The sequence below is a fragment of the Agromyces sp. NPDC052230 genome, from assembly GCF_040679595.1.
GTDB lineage: Bacteria > Actinomycetota > Actinomycetes > Actinomycetales > Microbacteriaceae > Agromyces.
Genome location: NZ_JBFAVC010000005.1, coordinates 238190 through 260659 on the forward strand (window position 1 = coordinate 238190; position 22470 = coordinate 260659).

Annotated in this window: 25 protein-coding genes and 1 other RNA gene; 15 read left to right on the plus strand and 11 right to left on the minus strand. The window is 69.3% G+C overall.

Features of this window, described 5'->3' with window-relative positions:
• Positions 1-216 precede the first annotated feature (216 nt).
• Positions 217-1023, plus strand: a complete 807-nt coding sequence (locus AB0K73_RS13015) for an LLM class flavin-dependent oxidoreductase (RefSeq protein WP_360513245.1) — start codon at positions 217-219, stop codon at positions 1021-1023.
• 16 nt (positions 1024-1039) lie between these two features.
• On the opposite strand, the gene AB0K73_RS13020 is transcribed toward AB0K73_RS13015, so the two are convergent.
• Entirely contained in the window at positions 1040-1606 is a 567-nt protein-coding gene (locus tag AB0K73_RS13020; protein ID WP_360513243.1) for a helix-turn-helix domain-containing protein, read from the minus strand.
• A 125-nt stretch (positions 1607-1731) separates the two neighbouring features.
• On the opposite strand from AB0K73_RS13020, the gene AB0K73_RS13025 reads away from it, so the two are divergent.
• From AB0K73_RS13025 to AB0K73_RS13040, 4 genes are read left to right on the plus strand one after another with little or no spacing between them, the layout of a single operon-like run.
• Positions 1732-2607, plus strand: coding sequence for a fumarylacetoacetate hydrolase family protein (locus AB0K73_RS13025; RefSeq protein ID WP_360513241.1), 876 nt, complete (start codon positions 1732-1734; stop codon positions 2605-2607).
• 20 nt (positions 2608-2627) lie between these two features.
• Entirely contained in the window at positions 2628-2999 is a 372-nt protein-coding gene (locus AB0K73_RS13030; protein ID WP_360513239.1) for a cupin domain-containing protein, read from the plus strand.
• A complete protein-coding gene (locus AB0K73_RS13035; protein WP_360513237.1) occupies positions 2996-3733 on the plus strand; it encodes a gamma-glutamyl-gamma-aminobutyrate hydrolase family protein in 738 nt (245 codons plus the stop codon). Before AB0K73_RS13030 ends, AB0K73_RS13035 begins: the two co-directional genes overlap by 4 nt.
• The gene (locus tag AB0K73_RS13040; protein WP_360513235.1) at positions 3730-5244 is read left to right on the plus strand and encodes an aldehyde dehydrogenase family protein; all 1515 of its coding nucleotides are present in this window, start codon (positions 3730-3732) and stop codon (positions 5242-5244) included. The genes AB0K73_RS13035 and AB0K73_RS13040 overlap by 4 nt, the downstream gene beginning before the upstream one ends.
• Positions 5245-5334: 90 nt before the next feature.
• Here the strand turns inward: AB0K73_RS13040 and AB0K73_RS13045 are convergent, their stop codons facing one another.
• Both AB0K73_RS13045 and AB0K73_RS13050 read right to left on the minus strand, forming a co-directional pair.
• Positions 5335-5763, minus strand: a complete 429-nt coding sequence (locus tag AB0K73_RS13045; protein WP_360513233.1) for a cupin domain-containing protein — start codon at positions 5761-5763, stop codon at positions 5335-5337.
• A 57-nt stretch (positions 5764-5820) separates the two neighbouring features.
• Complete coding sequence (locus AB0K73_RS13050; protein ID WP_360513231.1) at positions 5821-6168, minus strand: hypothetical protein; 348 nt, start codon at positions 6166-6168, stop codon at positions 5821-5823.
• Here AB0K73_RS13050 and AB0K73_RS13055 point away from each other — a divergent pair.
• A complete protein-coding gene (locus AB0K73_RS13055; protein WP_360513229.1) occupies positions 6155-6874 on the plus strand; it encodes a 4-hydroxyphenylacetate 3-hydroxylase C-terminal domain-containing protein in 720 nt (239 codons plus the stop codon). The genes AB0K73_RS13050 and AB0K73_RS13055 overlap by 14 nt on opposite strands.
• A 58-nt stretch (positions 6875-6932) precedes the next feature.
• Here AB0K73_RS13055 and AB0K73_RS13060 read toward each other — a convergent pair whose 3' ends face one another.
• Complete coding sequence (locus tag AB0K73_RS13060; protein WP_360513227.1) at positions 6933-7682, minus strand: gamma-glutamyl-gamma-aminobutyrate hydrolase family protein; 750 nt, start codon at positions 7680-7682, stop codon at positions 6933-6935.
• Between the two features lie 152 nt (positions 7683-7834).
• On the opposite strand from AB0K73_RS13060, the gene ftsE reads away from it, so the two are divergent.
• The 4 genes from ftsE to AB0K73_RS13080 all read left to right on the plus strand — a co-directional run bounded on the left by ftsE (position 7835) and on the right by AB0K73_RS13080 (position 11380).
• Positions 7835-9130 (plus strand): cell division ATP-binding protein FtsE, encoded by a 1296-nt coding sequence (gene ftsE / locus AB0K73_RS13065; protein WP_360513225.1) that lies wholly within the window; start codon positions 7835-7837, stop codon positions 9128-9130.
• Positions 9127-10038, plus strand: a complete 912-nt coding sequence (gene ftsX, locus AB0K73_RS13070; RefSeq protein ID WP_360513223.1) for a permease-like cell division protein FtsX — start codon at positions 9127-9129, stop codon at positions 10036-10038. Before ftsE ends, ftsX begins: the two co-directional genes overlap by 4 nt.
• A gap of 72 nt (positions 10039-10110) precedes the next feature.
• On the plus strand, positions 10111-10587 hold the full coding sequence (smpB, locus tag AB0K73_RS13075) for an SsrA-binding protein SmpB (protein WP_360513221.1): 477 nt from the start codon (positions 10111-10113) through the stop codon (positions 10585-10587).
• A 58-nt stretch (positions 10588-10645) separates the two neighbouring features.
• Positions 10646-11380, plus strand: a complete 735-nt coding sequence (locus AB0K73_RS13080) for a tyrosine-protein phosphatase (protein WP_360513219.1) — start codon at positions 10646-10648, stop codon at positions 11378-11380.
• Positions 11381-11387: 7 nt separating this feature from the next.
• Here the strand turns inward: AB0K73_RS13080 and AB0K73_RS13085 are convergent, their stop codons facing one another.
• A complete protein-coding gene (locus AB0K73_RS13085; RefSeq protein ID WP_360513217.1) occupies positions 11388-12053 on the minus strand; it encodes an SIMPL domain-containing protein in 666 nt (221 codons plus the stop codon).
• A 182-nt stretch (positions 12054-12235) separates the two neighbouring features.
• On the opposite strand from AB0K73_RS13085, the gene ssrA reads away from it, so the two are divergent.
• Positions 12236-12605: a transfer-messenger RNA gene (gene ssrA, locus AB0K73_RS13090) on the plus strand.
• Between the two features lie 92 nt (positions 12606-12697).
• Here the strand turns inward: ssrA and AB0K73_RS13095 are convergent.
• Together AB0K73_RS13095 and AB0K73_RS13100 are read right to left on the minus strand one after the other, a co-directional pair.
• Entirely contained in the window at positions 12698-13660 is a 963-nt protein-coding gene (locus AB0K73_RS13095) for an ABC transporter permease (RefSeq protein WP_360513695.1), read from the minus strand.
• Between the two features lie 71 nt (positions 13661-13731).
• Complete coding sequence (locus AB0K73_RS13100; protein ID WP_360513215.1) at positions 13732-15216, minus strand: sugar ABC transporter ATP-binding protein; 1485 nt, start codon at positions 15214-15216, stop codon at positions 13732-13734.
• A gap of 315 nt (positions 15217-15531) precedes the next feature.
• Between AB0K73_RS13100 and AB0K73_RS13105 the strand changes: the two genes are divergently transcribed.
• The 3 genes from AB0K73_RS13105 to AB0K73_RS13115 all read left to right on the plus strand — a co-directional run bounded on the left by AB0K73_RS13105 (position 15532) and on the right by AB0K73_RS13115 (position 18937).
• Entirely contained in the window at positions 15532-16569 is a 1038-nt protein-coding gene (locus AB0K73_RS13105; RefSeq protein ID WP_360513213.1) for a substrate-binding domain-containing protein, read from the plus strand.
• Positions 16570-16719: 150 nt separating this feature from the next.
• Entirely contained in the window at positions 16720-17883 is a 1164-nt protein-coding gene (locus AB0K73_RS13110; protein ID WP_360513211.1) for a Gfo/Idh/MocA family oxidoreductase, read from the plus strand.
• Between the two features lie 52 nt (positions 17884-17935).
• The gene (locus AB0K73_RS13115) at positions 17936-18937 is read left to right on the plus strand and encodes a sugar phosphate isomerase/epimerase family protein (RefSeq protein WP_360513209.1); all 1002 of its coding nucleotides are present in this window, start codon (positions 17936-17938) and stop codon (positions 18935-18937) included.
• A 57-nt stretch (positions 18938-18994) separates the two neighbouring features.
• On the opposite strand, the gene AB0K73_RS13120 is transcribed toward AB0K73_RS13115, so the two are convergent.
• Positions 18995-20212, minus strand: coding sequence for an ROK family transcriptional regulator (locus AB0K73_RS13120; RefSeq protein WP_360513207.1), 1218 nt, complete (start codon positions 20210-20212; stop codon positions 18995-18997).
• 147 nt (positions 20213-20359) lie between these two features.
• Between AB0K73_RS13120 and AB0K73_RS13125 the strand changes: the two genes are divergently transcribed.
• Positions 20360-20533, plus strand: coding sequence for a hypothetical protein (locus AB0K73_RS13125; protein ID WP_360513205.1), 174 nt, complete (start codon positions 20360-20362; stop codon positions 20531-20533).
• A gap of 46 nt (positions 20534-20579) precedes the next feature.
• On the opposite strand, the gene AB0K73_RS13130 is transcribed toward AB0K73_RS13125, so the two are convergent.
• The 3 genes from AB0K73_RS13130 to AB0K73_RS13140 form a co-directional block, all read right to left on the minus strand.
• A complete protein-coding gene (locus AB0K73_RS13130; RefSeq protein WP_360513203.1) occupies positions 20580-21092 on the minus strand; it encodes a septum formation family protein in 513 nt (170 codons plus the stop codon).
• Between the two features lie 161 nt (positions 21093-21253).
• Entirely contained in the window at positions 21254-21448 is a 195-nt protein-coding gene (locus tag AB0K73_RS13135) for a hypothetical protein (RefSeq protein ID WP_360513201.1), read from the minus strand.
• Between the two features lie 98 nt (positions 21449-21546).
• Complete coding sequence (locus tag AB0K73_RS13140) at positions 21547-22470, minus strand: LLM class F420-dependent oxidoreductase (RefSeq protein ID WP_360513199.1); 924 nt, start codon at positions 22468-22470, stop codon at positions 21547-21549.

Sequence of the window (22470 nt, forward strand, 5' to 3'; positions counted from 1 at the left end):
CGAGATCATGTAGGCCGGCGCGAGGTACCGAGGAACAGCCCTGGTCGCGGCGATTGTGCGTGGAGAACAAGTGGCTGCGGCATCCGCTCGCTCGATGCCCTTCGGCTCGTGCTCGCGAGACAACACGGGAGGGCGGGCACGTCGCACAGCAGGCGGCCTCGAGTCTGGCGCGCGCGCACATTGTCGACGGATGCCGCCGCCCCGTCTCATGGACGGATGGAGATCAACTTCAGCATCCGCGTGGAGAACGAGCGCACGGCGGACGTACTCGACACCGTGAAAGCCGTGGAGGACCACGGGTTCGGCGGGGTTTCGTTCTCGGACGAACTCATGGACCTGTCGATGGCGGGTGGCTGGAGCCACGACCCGTGGACGCTGATGACCGCCGCCGCCGCCGTGACGGATCACATCAGCATCGGATCCATGGTCTTCAACGTGGCCAATCGCGACGCGGGGACGACCGCCGTGGCATCCGCGACGCTGCAGGAGATCGCGAGCGGTCGGCTCTGGATCGGACTCGGTGCCGGCACCAATGACGGCGAGATCTACTCGCGCGACCAGGTGGCCTTCGGGCGCACGCCCAAGCCACCGGTTGAGCGGCGGGCGGCGGTGCGGGCCTACATCGCCGAGCTGCACCGCATCTGGGATGGCGAGCACTTCCTGCAGCCCGATCCGAAGCCACCGCTGTTCTTCGGCGCGTTCGGACCCCTTGCGGCCAAGCTCGCCGGTGGCCACGCCGACGGCATCGCCGCGGCCATGGACGGCTTCGGGCCAGGGTCTGCACCGATCGAGGAGCTCGTGGCCATCGCGCAGGAGGCGCGTGCGGCGAAGGGGCGCGAGGGCCGGGTGCGGGTGATCGCGCACACCGGTCCCGATGATGACGCGAGCGACGCCGAGTGGCGTGCGGGTTCGAGCCACTACGACCGACTGGAGCGTCTCGGTGCCGAGCGACTCGTGCTCTTCATCCCTCCCCGCGTGGAGGCGGTGCGGTTCGCGGCGCGGACGCTGCCACGAGCCGCGTAGCGCGATGTACCCGGCGCTACTCCGAGAACGCCGCCGCGCGCGGGAAGGTGTGCACGATCCAGATGGAGGCGTCGCCGTCGATGGCCTGCCAGCGGTGCGCCCGGTCGGCCGGATACGTGGCGTAGTCGCCGGCGTGCACGAGCTGCTCTTCGCCGACCGGCCCGACGCGGATGGAGCCGCTGCGCACGAGCACGTGCTCGCGGGCGCCCGAGCCGTGCGACGCGCTCGTCTCGGACTTGCCGTCGTAGAACGTCTGCGCGTGGATCTCGAGGGAGCCGGCGCCGATCACCTGGCTGCGCAGCACCCGGCCCATCGACGCGTCGTCGCTGATGTCGACGCCCTCGCCGTCACGCAAGACCTCGACGTCGGCCCGTGGAGGAGCGGCGATCAGGACGGGAACGGAGACGTCGAACGTCTCGGCGATGGAGATGAGCGTGTCGAGCGTGGGGTTGGTTCGGCCTCGCTCCACCTTGAAGAGCGTGGCCTTCGCGACGCCACTGCGCTCGCTCAGCTGCGAGAGCGACAGGCCGTGCGATTCGCGCAGGCGGCGCACGTTGTCGGCGAGGGCTTCGACATGGTTCATGGTGGTCAATCCTTCCAGCAATGCGGGTGGGACTGCGGATGCCGCGGCTTGTATTCTTTACGACTACAGATATACTAGTGAAAAGACCGCGAGCCGAGAGAGCTCGCCCGACGGTGGAGGCATTCGTGTCCAAGGCAGTTCATTTCGAGACCGCAGACGGCAAGCGTCACCTGGGTCGCCTCGAGGGCGACGAGATCATCACCGCCGGCGCCGCTCCCGCTGAGGGGTTCATCCCCGACGACGCCGGGTGGGCAGCCATCGAGGCGGCAGACGGCGAGCGCCACGCGGTCGCCGAGGTGCACGTGCTGGCACCGGTGCTGCCCGGCAAGATCCTCGCCATCGGGCTCAACTACCAGGCGCACGTCGAGGAGACGAACCTGGCGCGCCCCGAGGTGCCGGTCGTCTTCGCGAAGTTGCCGTCGTCGGTGACCGGTCCGTTCGACCCGATCGTCATCCCCTTCGAGGAGACCCGCACCGACTACGAGGGCGAGCTCGGCATCGTCATCTCGAAGCGCGGGTACCGCGTCAGCAAGGAGGACGCCTGGGAGTACGTGGGCGGACTGACGGCACTCAACGACGTCAGCGGCCGACGCGCGCAACTCGAGACGCCGATGCGCCAGTTCACGCTCGGCAAGAGCTTCGACACCTTCACACCCCTCGGGCCCGTCATCGCCAGCGTCGACTCGGTGGCGAACCGCGATGAGCTCGGCGTGAAGACCACCCTCGCCGGCGAGATCATGCAGGACGGCAACACCCGCCAGCTCATCTTCGACATCCCCGAACTCATCGAGTACCTCACGCGCGGCGTGACCCTCGAACCGGGTGACCTCATCGCCACCGGTACCCCCGGCGGCGTCGGCGACGAGCGGAAGCCCCCGCGTTACCTGATGCCCGGCGACGTCGTCGAGGTCGAGGTCGAGGGCGTCGGTGCCATCCGCAACCCGGTTCGCGCGGAGGCGGCGGCGGGCAGCCCCGACGTCGAGCAGACCGACGCTGCCTGAACCGAGAAGGGGAAACGACCATGAAGGTGCTCACCGAGGGCGACAAAGGATACGTCTACAACGGTCGCTTCACCGGCCCCGTGCAACTCGAGATGATCATCGAGGCCGGCGTGCCGACCGATCCCGACGTCGCCCGCGTGCACTGCGAGCACGGCGCGGTCACGCACTGGCACTCGCACCCCGGCGGCCAGATCCTCGTGCTGCAGAGCGGGGTGGGCCGGGTCGGCAACTCCGACGGCGTGCACGGCGGTCTGCAGCCCGGCACCACGGTGGAGACGCCTCAGGGCGAGCTGCACTGGCACGGCGCCGACGACGACAGCGACGCCGTCTGGCTCGCCTTCACCTTCGGCGTCACCGACTGGACCGACGGCAACCCGCTGGAGGAATCGTGACCACCCCGGTCATCGGGCTCGTCGCCGACCGAAAGTCGGTGACCAGCGGCGCGTGGGTCGAGATCCCGAACGACGGCCTTCCGCACACGTATCTCGCCGCGATCGAGGAGGCGGGGGGTGCACCGTTGCTGATCCCCAGCCTCGACGTGCACGTCGCCGAGCCCGAGCGGTTGCTCGATCTCATCGACGGCCTCTTCCTGCCCGGCGGTCGCGACCTCGATGCTTCGCTGTACGGCAGCGAGGCGCACCCGACGAACGACCCGCCGCTACGGGTGCGCGACGAGCTCGAGATCGCCCTCACCCGCCGCGCACGCGAGCGCGGCATGCCGGTCTTCGGCGCATGCCGGGGTTTGCAGGTACTGAACGTCGCATTCGGCGGCACGCTCAAGCAACACCTCGGCGACCGGGTCGACCTCACCCCCCACCGTGATGTGGTAGGCAGGTTCACCTCGCACCACGTGTCGATCGAACCCGGCTCGCTTCTCGGCCGCCTCACGCGCGACGCGTCGTTCGAAATCGCCTCGCACCACCACCAGGGCGTCGGCGAACTCGGCTCCGGGCTCGTCGTCTCGGCGAGCGCGCCCGATGGCGTAATCGAGGCCGTCGAAGCGGCGGACGGCTCCTTCTGCCTCGGCGTGCAGTGGCACCCCGAGGAGCGCCTCGATCACGAGGGGCTCTCACTCATACGCGCGTTCGTCGACGCGGCCGCGGCTCGCGAGCGGGTGCCGGCATGACCGCCGTGATGCCAGGACGGAGCGCGGCCGACTGGGCGGCGCTCGCCGGCGAACTCCGATGGCCCGAGCGCCTCGTCGTCGACGGCGGCCTCGTGGCGCCTGTGACGGGCGAGACGCGTGATCTCGTCTCACCCCGGGACGGTAGGGTCGCGGCATCCGTGCCGTGGGGCTCCGTCGACGACCTCGAGGCGGCCGTCCGTGCTGCCCGACGCGCCTTCGACGAGGGACCCTGGCCTCGCATGGCGCCTCGCGAGCGCAAGGAGATCATGCTGCGGTGGGTAGACCTCATCGAGGCCCACCGCGACGAGCTCGCCGCGATGCTCGCCGTCGAGATGGGCAAGCCCATCACGCAGGCGTGGACCATCGAACTGCGCGCGGTCATCAACACCTACCGCTGGTACGCCGAGCTCGCCGACAAGGAGCTCGACGAGATCTCGAACGTCGGCGAGGATGCGCTCGCGCTCGTCACACGCGAGCCCGTCGGCGTCGTCGGCGTGGTGACGCCGTGGAACTTCCCGCTCACGCTGGCCGGCTGGAAGATCGCTCCCGCGCTCGCCGTGGGTTGCACCGTCGTGCACAAGCCCGCCGACCTGGCGCCACTCTCGGCGATCAGGATGGCGGAGCTCGCGCTCGAGGCGGGCGTGCCCGAGGGCGTGCTCAATGTCGTGCCCGGCCGCGGCTCGGTGCTCGGCCGCCACCTCGGCGAACACCCGTTCGTGGACGCGATCGCGTTCACCGGGTCGACCGATGTGGGCCGCGCCTACCTCGAGTACTCGGCGCGTTCGAACCTCAAGCGCACCTGGCTCGAGCTCGGCGGGAAGTCGCCGAACATCATCCTTCCGGACGCGCCCGACCTGCAGCAGGCCATCTCGACGGCCGCGTGGGGCATCTTCTTCAACTCCGGTCAGATGTGCACCGCGCCCTCGCGGCTGATCGTGCACGAGGCGATCGCCGACGAGGTGATCGAGGGTGTCGTGCGTGGCGCCTCGGCGTACGTCCCGGCCGACCCGCTCGACCCCGCCACCGAGATGGGCCCGCTCGCGTCCGCGCAGCGACTCGAGGAGGTCGGCTCGCACGTGCGGCGAGCTGCCGACGACGGCGCGATCCTGGCCCTGGGCGGCAACGTCGCGCGCCTCGACGGCGGTTTCTCGGGCGGCAGCTACTTCGAGCCGACGGTCTTCACGGATGTCGCCCCCGGCTCGGCGCTCGCGCAGGACGAGGTCTTCGGCCCCGTTCTCGCGGTGCTGCGCGTGAAGGACGAGGAGGAAGCCGTCCGGGTCGCGAACGACTCCGACTACGGCCTCGCCGCCGGCCTCTGGACCGCGGATGTCTCGAAGGTGCACCGCCTCTCGCGTCGCCTCCGGGCAGGCACCGTCTGGGTGAATTGCTACGAGGAGGGCGACCTCACGGTCCCGTTCGGCGGCTTCAAGCAGTCGGGCAACGGCCGCGACAAGTCACGCCACGCGCTCGAGAAGTACACCGAGCTGAAGACGACGTACGTGCAGCTCTGACGGTGGGCGGCGACGTACTCTCCCTTTCATTCAGAAGTGAGAGTACGCGCGCGGCGGCCTCTCACTTCCCCGTCGGGTGGAGAGTCGCACTCACCAGGGCGACGGGCGCTCCGCGTCGCGTTGGGAGTCGGCGGGGAGGTGCGGCAGCTCCTGGCCGCCCGCGCGGATGCACAGCCAGCGCAGCTGCTCGGGGCTGTCGGGCACGCAGCGCCACGTACGCCACACGCCCTGGCCGACGCGGACCACGGTGCCCGGGCCGACGTCGACCACAGCATCGTCGAGTCCCATCTGGCCCCGCCCGGCGAGGAACACGTAGGCCTCCTCGATGCGCGAGTGCGCGTGCCAGTAGCCCGCATCCTCACCCGGTTCGAGGGCGTTCGCGGTCATGCCGATGTACTGCATCTCGAGGTCGTGGTCGACGACCCTCCGCCCTTCGCGCGAGGTCTCGGGGCGGAAACCCCCGTAGTGCCCCCGCCACTCGTCGAGCCCGCCCATCTCCAACACCTGGTAGTCAGTCACGACGTCACTGTAGCGCCTCGCCGTAGGTGTTCGGCGGGGGAGTCGGTCAGGCCGCGGTCACACCGCCGAGTGGTAGAGGGTCCATTCCCAGTCGGTGACGGATGCCTCGTACGCCTCGACCTCGCGGCGCTTGATCGCCGCGTACACCGACACGAGCTCATCGCCGAATGCATCGCGGAACAGCTCGTCGGCCTCGAGTGCGTCGAGCGCGGCACCGAGCGAGCGGGGAAGGGCGCCGCCGACGGCGGACGGTGTCAGCCCCCGCCGGATCCCGTCGCGGGCGGCGTGCAGCATGGCCGCGATGAGCAGGTGCGGGCTGGCGGTGTCCGTCGGCAGGATGAGCTTCTCGTTGCGCTCGGGATCGCCGAGCGACTCGTACGACGCGCAGAAGGTGCAGGAGTTCAACGAGGGCCCCCTCGGCTGGATGCAGCGCGCCGCGTTCCAGGCTTCGACCCGTCTCGAGGTGAAGCTCGACTTCATCTCGGGGCTCGTCAGCAAGGCGCTCGAGATCACCGGCGCCGGCGGCTTCCGCGGCGTCCAGGCGCAGCTCGGCGAGATCCTCGCGTTCCGCAACCTCGTTTCGGGCCTGCGCGACGGCATGATCGAGCGGGCGGAGGTCGGCCCCGGCGGCATCCTCATTCCCGACGGCCGCTACGCACTCACCTACGCCGCCACGGCACCGGGCATGTACTTCCGCATGCGGCAGATCGTCGAGACGATCATCGCCTCGGGACTCATCTACCTGAACTCGAACGCGATCGATTTCCAGGTGCCCGGCATCCGATCCGACCTCGACCGCTACCTTCGTGGCTCGAACGGCAAGACGGCGCTGGACCGCTCGAAGATCATGAAGGCGCTCTGGGATTCGATCGGCAGCGAGTTCGCCGCCCGCCACGAGCTGTACGAGCTCAACTACTGGGGCCAGCCCGAGAAGACCTACGTCGACATCCTCAACGTGGCCGGTGTCGACGGACAGCTCGACGATGCCAAGGCGCTCGTCGACGACATCCTCTCGGACTACGACCTCGAGGGCTTCACGGCGCCGGACCTCATCAATCCGAGCGACGTGACCACGATCCGGGGCCTCAACCTCAGGGGACGCGGGGCCTGAGGCGCCCGGGCACGGCCGCCGCTGGCAGGGCGGCGGGCGTGCCTCGCCGGCGGCGCGCTCAGGACCGGATCGCGAACTTCGCGAGGGTTCTCGAGTGTGCCGCGGCGACGAACGCGCGGATGAGGGCGATGCCCTCGGGGTCGAGACGCTCCTCGGGGTGCCATTGCACACCGAGGCAGAAGCCGCCGTCGGTCGCCTCGATCGCTTCGACCACGCCGTCGGGCGCCGTGGCGGAGGCCACGAGTCCGTCGCCCAGGCGGTCCACGCCCTGGTGGTGGTGCGACGAGATCTCGAACTCGAGCTCGTGCGTGATGCTGCTGAGCAGGGTGCCCTGCGTGATCGCGACGGGGTGCGAGGTGTGGATGCCGTACTCGGCGCGGTGCGGCGTGAGGTCGAGTCGGTCGCCGAGGTGCTGTTCGAGGGTGCCGCCGAGGGCCACGTTGATCACCTGCATCCCGCGGCAGGCTCCGAGCACGGGCATGCCGCGCTCTCGCGCGAGCCGGGTGAGCGCGAGCTCGAGTTCATCGCGCACCCGCAGCGGTTCGTCGTTCGTCGGATGCGCCTCGCTGCCGTACAGCGTTGCATCGAGGTCGCGCCCGCCGGGCAGGAAGAGTCCGTCGACGAGGTCGAGGAGTCGCTCGGGCTCGTCGATATGCACGCCGATGCTCGGGAACAGGATCGGCGCGCCACCGGCTTCCTCGATCGCCGCGATGTAGGCGTGGGGGAGGCCGTCGGTGGGGATGTCCACCCAGGCACCCGAGCTCGCCGCCTTCCGATCGGCCACCAGGCCGATGATGGGAACGGTCATCTCGCCTCCGCATCCGGGTTCGTCTTCCGCTTCAGTCTCCGCCTCCAACCTACGGACGGGTTGCCCGGCGCGCAGGGGGTTGCGCCCGCCAAGTTGTGAGTTTGGCGAGTCGCAGGTGCCGAATCGCACGACCCTGCTTAGGCTCGAAGCCGATGATCCGATTCGACTCCGTCACCAAGACCTACGCCGGTCAGTCGAGGCCCGCCCTGAACGACATCCGGGCTGAGATCCTGCGCGGCGAGTTCGTCTTCCTCGTCGGCGCGTCCGGCTCGGGCAAGTCGAGCTTCCTGCGGCTGATCCTCAAGGAGGAGAAGCCATCCAAGGGCCGGATCCACGTGCTCGGGCAAGACCTGAACACGATCTCGAGCCGCAAGGTGCCCTACTTCCGGCGCGACCTCGGCGTCGTGTTCCAGGACTTCCGGCTGCTGCCCAACAAGAACGTCTTCGAGAACGTCGCGTTCACACTCCGCGTCATCGGCAAGTCGCGAGGGTTCATCCAGTCGGCCGTGCCCGAGACGCTGAAGCTCGTCGGGCTCGACGGCAAGGGCAAGCGGATGCCGCATGAGCTCTCGGGCGGCGAGCAGCAGCGCGTGGCCATCGCCCGCGCGATCGTGAACAAGCCGCAGATCCTGCTCGCCGACGAGCCGACGGGCAACCTCGACCCGGTCACCAGCGCCGGCATCATGACGCTCCTCGAGCGCATCAACGCGGGCGGAACGACCGTGGTCATGGCCACCCACGAGGCCGGCATCGTCGACCAGATGCAGCGGCGCGTCATCGAGCTCTCGGCCGGAGAGGTCGTGCGCGACGAGCGAGCGGCCGGTTACGGCGCGACCCTCGAGGATGAGCCCGCCAAGTCGAGAGGCGAGCAGGTCGAACCCGTCGAACCGGTCCGGCAGGCCGCTGCCGCCGTGGCCGCCGCCGAGGCGGTCGCCGCGGCACGGGGTGCGGCATCCGGACGGCCCGCGGTCGCGGCATCCGGCACCGCGGCGAAGTCGGCCAAGGCCACCAAAGCCACCAAGACCACCAAGGCCACCAAGGCTGCCAAGACCACCAAGACCGCCGAGGCCGGCAAAGCGGCGAAGACGACGACGTCGGCGCCGCCGGCAGCCGCGACGGAGGTCGCCGACGCGCGCGCTCCGATCACCCGGGCGGCGCCGAAGGTCGGCAAGCAGGTCATGCAGGACAAGCAGCCGCTCTACGTCGAGCCCGAGGAACGCGACGAGGTGACGGATGCCGCGGCGGCGATCACTGCGGCCGCGACCGGGGTCGTGACGATCCCGGGTGAAGCGCCCGCCGACGCGGCCGACGGCGCGACCGCGACCGCCGCCGAGCGGCACGGGGCCGCGGCATCCGAGCACCTCACCCTCGCGGAGCGACTGGGACTGCGCGCGCCCGGCGGCCCGCGCGAGGGCGACGACGACCAGGAAGTGGGGCCGACGCGATGAGGCTCGGACTCGTGCTCTCCGAGGCGGGGAACGGCCTGCGCCGGAACGCCTCCATGGTCGTCTCGGTCGTGCTCGTCACGTTCATCTCGCTGACGTTCGTCGGCACGGCGGCGCTGATGCAGTTGCAGATCGCCCAGATGAAGAACTACTGGTACGACCGCGCCCAGGTCGCGATCTACCTCTGCACGTCGGTGTCGACGGCGGCCGGGTGCATCGACGGCGAGGCCACCGAGGAGCAGAAGGCCGCCGTCGAGTCGCAGCTCAGCTCCGACACGCTCACGCCGTTCATCGACGAGTTCTACTTCGAGGACCACCAGCAGGCCTACGAGAACTTCCAGGAGCAGTTCGAGGGCACCCCCGCGGCCGACTACGTCACGCCCGAGGTGCTCAACGAGACGTTCTGGGTCAACCTCGTCGATCCGGGGCAGGCAGCCGTGCTCGCCGAGAGCCTCGCGGGCCTCGCGGGCGTCGAGCAGGTGGTCGACCAACGCAGATACCTCGATCAGATCTTCGACGTGCTCAACGCGGCGAGCTACACGGCCATCGCGGTCGCGGCGATCATGCTCGTGGCGGCGGCGCTGCTCATCGCGACCACGATCCGGCTCTCGGCGTTCTCGCGCCGGCGCGAGCTCGGCATCATGCGACTCGTGGGCGCTTCGAACCGCTTCATCCAGACGCCGTTCGTGCTCGAGGGCGTGTTCGCCGGCCTCATCGGGTCGCTGCTCGCCGCCGGGGCGGTGGTCGCGATCGTGGTGTTCTTCGTGCAGGGCTACCTTGCCGAATCGTTGTCGTTCACGTTCGTCGACCTCGGCGATGCGCTCCTGGTCGTGCCGCTGCTCATCCTCGTGGGCGTGCTGCTCGCGGCGGTCTCGGCGGGCATCGCCATCACAAGGTACCTCAAGGTCTGATTCGGTCGGCTAGACTGAACGGCTGCTTCCGGATGTCCCGGAGACATCCGTCATCGAAATCGAGGAGTGAACGTGCCCAGGGAACGCGGTCAGAAGGTCGTCGCGACCAACCGCAAGGCGCGGCACGACTACACGATCGAGGACACCTACGAGGCGGGCATCGTGCTCACCGGCACGGAGGTGAAGTCGCTCCGCGAGGGACGTGCGTCGCTCGTCGACGGGTACGCGTTCATCGACGGCGGCGAGATGTGGCTCGACGCGGTGCACATCCCCCAGTACACCGAGGGCACGTGGAACAACCACGCGCCGCGTCGCAAGCGCAAGCTCCTGCTGCACAAGCACGAGATCGTGAAGATCAGCCACAAGACCAAGGAGGGCGGCTACACGCTCGTCCCCATGCAGATCTACTTCGCCGACGGTCGCGCGAAGGTCGAGATCGCGGTCGCGAAGGGCAAGCGCGAGTACGACAAGCGGCAGGCGTTGCGCGAGCGGCAGGACAAGCGCGAGGCCGCCCGGGCGATCGCGACCCGGCGGAACCTCGGCGACTGAGCCGATTCACGGGATTCCCCCGGGGAGTTCAGTCAGCTCCGCGGGTAGGCTCATCGCGATGGAGATCTCCCGGCGCATCCCGATCCGCGGCACGTACAACTTCCGCGACGTCGGCGGGCTGCCGGCGCTGAGCGGGCGTGTGCGCGAGGGCGTGCTCTTCCGCTCCGACGGGCTGCACCGGCTCGGCGAGGAGGGCCGCGATCAGCTCCGCCGGCTCCGGGTCGGCACGGTCATCGACCTGCGCGACGAGAACGAGGCGGCCATCATGCCCGACGATCTCACCGGGCTCGACGTCGAGGTGATGCGCCTTCCGGTCTTCGAGGGTTCGGGTGCCTCGCAGGGTGCGGGCGGCATCTCGCTCGATGCCCTCTACCACCGCATCGTCACGCAGCACACCGCGGTCGTGGTGGGCGCGCTGCGTGAGATCGCCACGGCCCGCGAGCATTCGGTGGTGGTGCACTGCACCGCCGGCAAGGACCGCACGGGCGTCGTCGTCGCCCTCGCGCTCAGCGCGGTGGGCGTGCACCGCGACGCCGTCATCGAGGACTACGCGCGCACCGAGGCCAACCTCGCCGGCGAATGGCTCGAACAGATGGTCGCGATGATCGGCCGGTACGGCATCCCCGACACCCCCGAACTCCGGGTGCTCATGGGCGGAAGCCCACCCGAGGCGATCGAGGGCATGCTCGACCACGTCGAGCGCTCGCACGGCTCCGCGCGCGAGTACGTGCTCTCGGCGGGGCTCGCACTGCACGAGCTCTCGGCCCTCGAGGCCCTGCTCATCTCCAAGTGAGGCGTGCTCAGGCGCCCTCGGCCGTGAACCTGGCGTCGACGGATGCCTCGATCACGAGCTGTGCGGGCGCGAACTCCGTGCCCTGCGCCGCGCCGCCGATCTCCGCCACGGCGCGCATCATCATCGCCTTCGGCGCGCCCGGCATCGGCTGAACGCTGAGCAGGCCGTGGTCGGCGAGCTCGACCGGTGCCGGCTCGCCGAGTCCGAGGGCGGACGCGTAGACACGGGCCTTCGCGAGCGCATCGGCGACGGCGGACCGCTGCGCCGCCTCCTGCACCCGTCGGCGCGTGGCATCCGTCAACCGCCAGTCGATGCCGCCCACGGCGACCTCGGCTGCGTTGACGACGTCGCCCACCCACTCGCCGAGCCGCGTGAGGTCGGAGAAGACCACCTCGACCTCGGCACTCGCCTGGTGCACGAGCGGCAGCTGCTTCCCCTCGTTGTTCCACGGACGGTACGACCAGACGCGTAGTTGCCCTGCCGACCAGGTGTCGAGAGCACCGGATGCCTCGAGGTCGCGCACCTGGCCGAGCACGCGGTCGTGGGCGGCGGTCGTGCGGCCGAAGACGTGGTCGCGCACGGCTCCCTGCGCGCCGATCGACAGGGTGACGGCGCCGAGCTCGGGAGCGATACGCTCCTCGGCGCGGCCGGTGACGGCGATCGTGGTCGGCATGCCACCCAGCATACGATCGTGCTTCTGGCTGCCTTGGGCGACGCCCCGTGCGGGAATGACAGCCCACCGATCGCTGTTATATGCTGTAAGGCCGTCGACCCTTCGGGTGAGGCGGAATTGGAAATTCCACAGCGTGCGACAACGGCCCGCCGAACCGGTCTCGAACCGGCGAGGTGCGACATGGGGATGATCGGTTTCGACATCGCCTGCGAACCCACGAGAAGCGGGCCGAGGATGCAGGGTTATCTCGTGAACGCTCCCTGCAAAACAATAACTGCCAATACAAAGCAGTCTGACTTCGCCCTCGCTGCCTAAGCGAGTCCGATAGTCCGTCAGCCCGGGCCTGTTCCCGCCCCGGACGCTGGCGTCATCTAGGGAACTTGCTGCACGTCGTCGCCTGAGCGACGTGTGGGACTTTACTCAGGCTGGGCCTGTCGACTTAGGTGCCTGTGGCAAAGGTCGGGGCCGAGCAGAACGCCTGCACAGGATGCGCCCGGAGAAGGCGTGGAATCACAGCGATGGACGGGGGTTCAATTCCCCCCATCTCCACCATCGGCCGTTGTCGCACGTTGCAGAACACGAATGCCGCTCCAGTCGGGGGCGGCTTTCGTCATTTCCGGAGATCATCCGTGTCGGGCTCGGGGTCAGCTGGAGCGGCCCCCGGGGCGCGACGCGAAGCGCTGCTGGAGGAGCACCGCGACCACGATGATGACGCCCTTCACCACCGCCTGCACCGATGTGGAGAGGTTGTTCTGCGTGAACACGTTGGTCAGCGTGGAGAAGATGAGCACACCGAGGACCGTGCCGATGATCGTCCCTCGTCCACCGACGAGCAGCGTGCCGCCGACGACCACCGCGGCGATCGCGTCGAGTTCGTACAGGAGGCCGTGGGTCGAGGTGCCGGCCGTGGTGCGGCCCAGCATCATGACGGCGGCGATGCCGGCGGTGAGGCCGGCGATCACGTAGAGCGCCACCAGGTGGCGTTTCACCCGGATGCCGGCGAGGCGGGCCGCCTCGAAGTTGCCGCCGATGGCCACGGTGCGTCGACCGAAGGTGGTGCGGTTGAGGAGGAACCAGCCGGCGACGGCGACCAGCACGAAGATCCAGATGAGCCACGGGATGCCGAGGAAGGCGCCGCGGAAGACGTCGAGGAATCCGTTGACGGACACGATCTGGGTCTGCTTGTTCGAGAGCAGCTCGGCGAGGCCGCGGGCGCCGACGAGCATCGCGAGGGTCGCCATGAAGGACACGACCTTGCCGTAGGCGATCACGATGCCGTTGACGAAGCCTGCGAATGCCCCGACGGCCATGGCCACCACGACCATGAGCAGCCAGCTGGTCTGCTGGGCGGCCGCCTGCATCCAGGAGAGCGAGGCGACGACCGTGGCGAGGCCCATGACGGATCCGACCGAGAGGTCGATCCCGCCGGCCGTGATGACGAACGTCATGCCGATGCTGATGACGCCGATGATCGAGGCGAACCGCACGATCGTGAGGAGGTTCTCGAGGTTCCAGAAGCGGTCTCCGGCCGTGATCGCGCCGACGGCGACGAGGAGGAGGAGGGCGATGACGAGGCCGAGGTTGCGGCCCATGGCACCGCCGAGCATCCGGTGGGCGAGGCCGGGCTCCGACCGCGGCGCGACGGCCGGTTCGGCGGTGGTGACGGTGGTCTGGTCGCTCACGCGGCGACTCCTTCCATGATGAGATCGAGCACGCCGTGCTCGTCGATCTCGGTGGCGGGGGTGGTGTGCACGACGCGTCCGTCGGCGATGACGAGGACCTGGTCGGAGAGTCCGAGCACCTCTTCGATCTCGCTCGACACGACGACGATCGCGTTGCCGGCGTCGGCGAGTCGGCGAATGAGTGCGTAGATCTCGGCTCGGGCCCCCACGTCGACGCCGCGCGTCGGCTCGTCGAGCAGGAGCACGCGGGTGCCGTGCACGAGCCAGCGTGCGAGCAGGATCTTCTGCTGGTTGCCGCCCGACAGCGTGCCCGTGACTCGGTCGGGATCGGGCGGACGCACGTCGAGAGCTTCGATCTGCTCGCGCGTCGCCGAACGTTCGCGGCGCTCATCGAGGAACGCCGCACGAGCGAAGCGCGCGAAGGTGGGAAGGGTGACGTTCTTGTAGATGGGCTCCTCGAGGAGGAGGCCCTGGCTCTTGCGTTCCTCGGGGGAGAGGCCGACCCCGGCCTCCACGGCGGCGTTCACGGAACCGGCCTTGAGTCGCGTTCCTGCGATGGAGACCGTGCCGGTGGTCGCCTTGCGGGCTCCGGCGACCGTCTCGAGGATCTCGGAGCGGCCCGAGCCGACGAGCCCTGCGAGGCCCACGACCTCGCCGGCACGCACGTCGAAGGAGACCTCCGAGAACGCGCCGCGGAGTCCGAGTCCGTCGACCGAGAGCACCACTTCCGCGTCGGCGGCGACCGGGCGCCGCGGCGGGAAGACATGCTCCACGGTGCGGCCGGTCATGAGCCGGATGAGCTCAGGCGTCGGCGTCTCGGAGACCCGAAGGCCGCTCGCCATGCTGCGGCCGTCCTTGATCACGGTGATGCGGTCGCCGATCTGGCGGATCTCCTCGAGCCGGTGCGAGATGTAGATGATCGCGATGCCCTGCGCGGTCAGCTCACGGACCACGCGGAAGAGGTTCTTGACCTCCTCGGAGTCGAGCACGGCACTCGGCTCGTCCATGATGATGAGCTGCGCGTCGTGCGAGAGCGCTCGTGCCATGCTCACGATCTGCTTGTTCGCGGCGGAGAGCGTGCCCACCTCTCGGTGCGGGGAGAGGTTGCCGTGCCCGAGGCGAGCGAGCACCTCGCGCGTGCGCTTGGCCGCGTGGCCGCGGCGCAGCACGCCCGCCGATGCCAGTTCATGTCCGAGGAAGATGTTCTCGGCGATGCTGAGCCCATCGACCACGTCGAGTTCCTGGTACATCGTGGCGACGCCCATCTTGATGGCCGCGACGGGGTTGTCGATCTGCACGGGTTCGCCATGCCAGAGGATCTCGCCGGCATCGGGTTGGTGAGCCCCGGCGAGCACCTTGATCAGGGTCGACTTGCCCGCACCGTTCTGACCGAGCACGCAGTGCACCTCCCCCGCGACCACGTCGAGGTCGACGCCCGACAGAGCGTGGACGCCCGCGAACGCCTTCGTGATCCCGCGCATCGAGAGTAATGACGCAGTGTTGTCACCTTTGATCATGCGAGGAACATAACAGATGTCGGCGGCATGCGACCAGCCACGACGCCACGTGACACGCGCTCGATGCTCACCGCGGGCACGCGCGCGAGGAGAGCATCCACGCCCGGGCCGGGGCAATCGTGGACTTATGTCGAGGCCCAGCAAAAAGATGACAGCGCAACGGTCACTTATGCTACGGTGACGGATGTCAGCGTGGACTGCAGCTGCCGTCCCTCCCCGGGCTCGCGTGCTCCGCGTCTCCGCCGGCATGTCTGCGAATCACTGAAACGGAGGAAGCACATGCGCACAGCGCACTCCCGTCGGCACCTGCTCGCCACGGCGGGCATCATGCTGGCGGTCACGGGCTTCGTGACCGGCTGCACCGCCTCGACCGAAGAGACCAATGCCGGTCCGACGAACAACGCCAACAACTCGGAGGCGGGCGAAACCGTCCGCATCGGGTTCTCGGGGCCGGCGGCCGACCACGGCTGGCTCGGCGCCATCAACTCGGCGGCCATCGCCGAGGCCGACAAGTACGACGACGTCGAACTCATCGTCGCCGAGGGCACGAACGACGCCAACCTGCAGATCAGCCAGGTCGAGACCTTCATCAACGACAAGGTCGATGCGATCGTGCTGCTCCCGACCGACGGCGCCGCGCTCACGGAGGTGGCGATCAAGGCGATGGAGGCCGGAATCCCCGTGATCAACGTCGACCGTGAGTTCTCCAGCCCCTTCGCGGCGAGGGCCACCGTGCTCGGCGACAACTACGGCATGGGCGTCAGCGCCGGCACCTATATCTGCGAGAAGCTCGGCGGTGACTCCGACGCGATCGTCGCAGAGGTCGCCGGGATCGACTCGCTTCCGCTCACGCAGGACCGTTCGCGCGGATTCGCCGACGCCCTCGACGACTGCGGTCTCGAGGTGAGCAACCGGGTCGCCGCCGACTTCACCGTGCAGGGTGGCGAGGCCGCCGCCTCACAGCTTCTCTCGGCCGCGCCGAAGATCGACGCGATCTGGAACCACGACGACGACCAGGGCGTGGGCGTCCTGGCCGCGATCGACGCGGCCGGCCGCGACGAGTTCTTCATGGTCGGCGGTGCGGGTTCGAAGAACGCCATGGACCAGATCAAGTCGGGCGACTCGGTGCTCGAAGCCACGGTCATCTACCCGTCGACGCAGGGTGCCGACGGCATCGCCCTCGCACGACTGGTGGCCCAGGGCAAGGCGCTCGGCGACCTCGTCGAGGGGGACGTGCCCACCCGCATCGTGCTCTACGCACCCGTCGTGACGGCGGACAACGTGGACGAGTACCTGCCCACGGCCTTCGCCTCCTGATCCGCGGACCGGTGAGCGGGCGTCGCCCGCCTGGACACGGCACGAACGCTCACCGGAGACCGCCCACGACGAACCGGACGCCCGCGTCGCGCTCGCGACGCGGGCGTCCATCCACCCACCCCTCGACAGGGGCGCACGAGAGAGAGAACGATGACCAGGTTGCGGGTAGCCATGATCGGCTACGGATTCATGGGTGCCGCGCACTCGCAGGGCTGGCGGGTCGCGCCGCGGTTCTTCGACCTGCCGGCCACCCCTGAGATGACGCTCCTCGTCGGCCGCAACAGCGGGGGCGTGGCAACCGCCGCAACCAAGTGGGGGTGGGCCGAGACGGCTGTCGACTGGCGCGAGGCGATCGCCCGCGACGACATCGATGTGATCGACATCGTCACCCCCGGGGATTCGCACGCCGAGATTGCGATCGCGGCACTCGCGGCCGGCAAGCACGTCTTGTGCGAGAAGCCCCTCGCGAATACCGTCGAGGAGGCCGAGGCGATGGCGGAAGCCGCAGCGGAGGCCGCGCAGCGAGGGGTCTACGCGATGGTCGGTTTCACCTATCGTCGTGTCCCGGCGGTCGCGCTCGCGCGCGAGATCGTGACGAGCGGGGACATCGGCGAGGTGCGTCAGGTGCGTGCCGAATACCTCCAGGACTGGCTCGTCGACGAGCACGCACCGCTCGCGTGGCGGCTGCAGAAGGATCGCGCCGGCTCGGGTGCGCTCGGCGACATCGGCGCACACGCCATCGACCTCTCGCAGTTCATCACCGGACAGCGTCTCGTCGACGTCGCCGGCACCATCGAGACCGTCGTGAAGGAGCGACCGCTCCTCGAATCGGGTTCGGGGCTGTCGGGCACCGCGGGCACCGGCGTCGGCACGGTCACCGTCGACGACCTCGCCCTCTTCACCGGTCGGTTCGATGGGGGAGCGCTCGGCTCCTACGTCGCCACCCGCATGAGCACCGGCCGCAAGAACGCCCTGCGCGTCGAGGTGTCGGGTTCACGCGGCGCGGTCGCCTTCGACGTCGAGGACCTGAACGCCCTGCACGTCTACGACGGCACCGCATCGGCCGACCGCCGGGGCTTCACCAAGATCCTCGTGACCGAGCCCGAGCACCCCTACGTCGGAGCATGGTGGCCGGCGGGCCACATGCTGGGCTACGAACACGGCTTCACTCACCAGGCGAAGGACTTCGTCGAGGCGATCGCCGCGGGCGTGCAGCCCGAGCCGTCATTCGCCGACGGACTCCACGTGCAGCGCGTGCTCGGCGCGATCGAGCGCAGCTCCGACCAACGCGGCATCTGGACGAACATCGAATGAGCCCCGCATGCCGAATGACCCCAGAGCGTCGCAACCCATCAAGGAGGATTCCATGACCCGACCGATCACCCTCTTCACCGGCCAGTGGGCCGACCTTCCCCTGGAGGAGGTTGCGCGCCTCGCCTCCGAGTGGGGCTACGACGGCCTCGAGCTGGCCTGTTGGGGGGACCATCTCGACCCGTGGCGCTGGGACGACGACGCCTACATCGACGACCGGCTGGCGCTCCTCGACCGGTACGGGCTCAAGGTGTGGGCGATCTCGAACCACCTCAAGGGCCAGGCGGTGTGCGATGATCCCATCGATTCGCGGCACCGCGACATCGTCTCCGCGCGGGTGTGGGGCGACGGCGATCCCGAGGGCGTGCGGCAGCGTGCCGCCGAGGAGATGCAGCACACGGCGCGGCTCGCGGCCAAGCTCGGCGTGAAGACGGTCGTGGGCTTCACGGGTTCGTCGATCTGGAAGTACGTGGCGATGTTCCCGCCGGTGTCGCAGGACCTGATCGAGGCCGGGTATCAGGACTTCGCCGACCGCTGGAACCCGATCCTCGATGTCTTCGACGAGGTCGGCGTGCGCTTCGCCCATGAGGTGCACCCCTCCGAGATCGCCTACGACTACTGGACGACGGTGCGAACCCTCGAGGCGATCGGGCATCGCGAGGCGTTCGGCCTGAACTGGGATCCATCGCACATGGTCTGGCAGGACCTCGACCCAGTGGGCTTCCTCTGGGACTTCCAGGACCGGATCTACCACGTCGACTGCAAGGACACGAAGAAGCGCATGGGCAACGGCCGAAACGGCCGGCTGGGGTCGCACCTCGGGTGGGCGGATCCACGACGCGGGTGGGACTTCGTCTCGACCGGGCACGGCGACGTGCCCTGGGAGGACGCGTTCCGAGTGCTCAACGCCATCGGTTACGACGGGCCGATCTCGGTCGAGTGGGAGGACGCCGGCATGGACCGCCTCATCGGCGCACCCGAGGCGCTCCAGTTCGTGCGCCGACTCGCGTTCGACGCGCCCGACGCCGCATTCGACGCCGCGTTCAGCACCACGTAGGCGCGTTCAGCACCACGACGCGTTCAGCACCACGGAGTCGGGCGGATGCCGCGGCCGCTACTTCGCGGGTGCGGCCACGACCATCGCCTCGACACTCTCGGGCGAGAGGGCGTGGTGGATGGCCAGCATGCAGGCACCGAGCACCGCGGCATCCGACCCGGCCTTCGACTGGGTGATCTGGAGATGCTCGGTCGCCAGTGGCATCGAGCGGGTGTAGACGATCTCGCGCACGCCCGCGATGAGGTGCTCGCCCGCCTGCGCGAGGTTGCCGCCGATGACGATGACCGAGGGATTGATGAGGCTCACGCACGTGGTGAGCACCTCGCCGATGTCGCGTCCGGCTTGGCGCACCGCCTGGATGGCGTCGATGTTGCCGCGCTTGACGAGATCGACGACGTCTTGGCTCGACTCGGCGACGAGGCCCGTCTGGCGGAGCTCTCGCGCGATCGCCGGCCCCGAGGCGAGGGCTTCGAGGCATCCGCGATTCCCGCAGGTGCACGGGACGTCGGCGCCGCGTGCGACGTAGACGTGGCCGATGTCGCCGGCCGTGCCCTGAGCGCCGCGTTGCAGGATGCCCCCGGAGATCACGCCCGAGCCGATGCCGGTGGCGACCTTCACGAAGATCAGGTGGTCGACCTCGGGCCATGACAGCTCACGCTCGCCGAGCGCCATGATGTTCACGTCGTTGTCGACGAGCACGGGCGTGTCGAAGACGCCGCTGAACCAGCCGGGTACGTCGAAGCGATCCCAGCCGGGCATGATCGGCGGGTTGATCGGGCGGCCGGTGCTGTGCTCGACGGGGCCGGGCAGGCCGATGCCGACCGCGAGGAGGTCCTTCGGGTCGCGGCCGACGCGCTCGAGCAGTTCGTGCGCCGCGGTCGACACCCAGCCGAGCACCGCCTCAGGACCCTCTGTCACGGGGATGCGATCGTCGCTCTCGCCGAGGATGCGCCCGGTGAGGTCGCTCACGCCGAGTCGCACGTGCGAGGCGCCCACGTCGACGCCGAGCACCACGCGCCCGCTGGCCGTGATGGCGAACTGGCTCGAGGGTCGCCCGCCGGTGGAGACGGCGTCGCCAACCGGTCCGACGAGGCCGAGGTTCATGAGCGCGTCGATGCGAAGCGCGACCGTCGAGCGGGCGAGGCCGGTCATGGCCGAGAGTTCGGTGCGCGTGCGCGGACGGCCGTCGCGCAGGATCTGGAAGAGGTCGCTGGCGACCGAGGACCCGAGCGCGGTGACGTGGGCGTCTTCGCTGATCGAACTTATGTCGTTCATAGTTGTATCTTCGCATACCGCGAGAGCGAAGGTCCGCACGCGGCAGTCGGATGTAGCGGTGACATCCGCCGATGCCGTTCTTGGTCTGCCGAACTCCACGCACCCGAAGCCGAAGGCCGCCCGGACCGACCGTACTGAGACGCGAGGATGTGTCGACAGCCCCTGACCGGGGGTCAGCGTGCCATCGCCTACATCGGTGCCGCGATCTACTTCATCTCGACGTCGGACGGGAGCTTCTGGGGCGTGGTCCTCGGGCTGCTCCAGGCGATCGTGTGGCCCGCCTACGTCGTGTACCACGCGCTGGTGCTGCTCGGGGCATGAGGGCGAGCCCCGAGCAGCACCGTGCGGCCGCCGGCGCGGCGGCCGATCAGTATGCGGCGCCGGCCAGGGTGCCCGTCACGGGGCCGGCCGGGTCCCAGATGACGCACGAGACGACCCGGTCGCCTTGCGCCCAGCTCTCCGCGGTCGGGCGGTAGGCGAAGAAGTCGAGGGTGGACGACTCGTAGGCCATCCCGACGAACGGCTCGAACTCGGCGAAGCATCCGGAATCGGCTGACTCGAGCACCGCGTCATCGCCGGGGAAGTCGCCGTCGTCGAGGGAGAAGTCGAAGTAGATCTCCTCGTCGTGGGGCTCGCCGCATGGCACGACGGGCACCTCGCTGACCTCCTCCTCCTCGACCGTGTTCAGGCAGTCGCCGACGCGCAGCGCGAAGACATCCGCCTGGCTCTCCTCGACGATCTCCTGCGTGGTCGCGTCGCGTTCGGGCTCGGGGGCGCTGACCGGCAACAGGTCGAGCACGGCACTGCAGCCGGTGAGCGTGAACGTCACGGTGAGGGCCGCGGCGGCGATGAGGGTGCGGACGAGGGGGCGCGCAGACATGAACAGAGCCTTTCGGGGCGTGATCGGAGAGGGAACGCCGCGACGGCGGGGAGGTGCGAATGGTGCGTGCGCGTGCGCGGCGGCGTCAGCCTATCGGCGGCCACCCATGCTCGTCCATGGGATGGAGTCCCCATGGGCCGAGCCGATCGCGGCCGCGACGCTCAGCGCTCGGGACCGTCCGAATCGGGTCGCCGCCAGACGGCCAGATGGCGCAGCCACGAGCGCGGTGCGGGTACGGTGAGGGTCGGCTCCTCATGGTCGGGCGGCGCGGCCGCCGCGTCCCGCTCCTCGCGCCAGATCAGGTACGCGAGATACGGGTCGTCCTCCGGACCCAGCGGTTGTTGCTGGTCCGTCATCCGATTGCGTCTGCGTTGCATCGCCGACTCTTCCCCCTGAGGGCCCCCGCCCCCCCTCTTCGAGCAAGATAACCCCGAAGTCGTCTCGGCGCGACCCCCTAGCGGAGGTGCGGCGCCACCGCTTCGGCGATGAACTCCAGGTGCTCGAGGTCGCGCAGGTCCACCAGTTGCAGGTAGACCCGGTCTGCGCCCAGCTCGCGCAGGCGGAGGAGCTTGTCGACCGCGGCATCCGGAGTTCCCGCGATGTTCACGTCCGCGAAGGTGTCGACGTCGCCGCCGATGGCCTCGAGGCGTCGCAGGTAGTCGGTGTCGTCGCGCGCGACAACGGTCGGCAACGCGACCGAACGGCGGAGCGTCGCCGGGTCGCGCCCCTGGTCTTCACAGGCGCGTCGTACGCCCTCGAAGGCCCTCGCAATGACCTCTTCGGAGCGGAAGCCGATGTTGAACTCGGTCGCGAACCGCGCCGCAACGGCGGGCGTTCGGCGTGGGCCGGAGCCGCCGATGATCACGGGGATCCGCTCCTGCGCGGGCTTCGGCAGCGCGGGGGAGGCCTCGAGGGTGTAGTGCTCGCCCGCGAAGTCGAACGTCTCGCCGACGGGCGTCGACCAGAGGCCCGCCAGGATCTCGAGCTGTTCCTCGAGGATGCCGAATCGCTTCTCGGGGAACGGGATGCCGTAGGCCGTGTGCTCCTCGGCGAACCAGCCGGTCCCGAGTCCGAGCTCCACCCGGCCGCCCGACATGGCATCGACCTGCGCGACCTGGATCGCGAGGATCGACGGATGCCGGAACGTCGCCGACGACACGAGCGTGCCGAGCCGGATGCGGCTGGTGTCGCGCGCGAGACCCGCGAGGGTGGTCCAGGCATCCGTCGGACCCGGAAGCGGGTCGCCCGAGCCCATGCGCAGGAAATGGTCGGAGCGGAACCAGCCGTCGAAGCCGAGGCGCTCGGTGGCCGAGGCCTGCGCGAGCTGGTCGTCGTAGCTCGCGCCCTGCTGCGGCTCGGTGAAGATACAGAGTTCCAA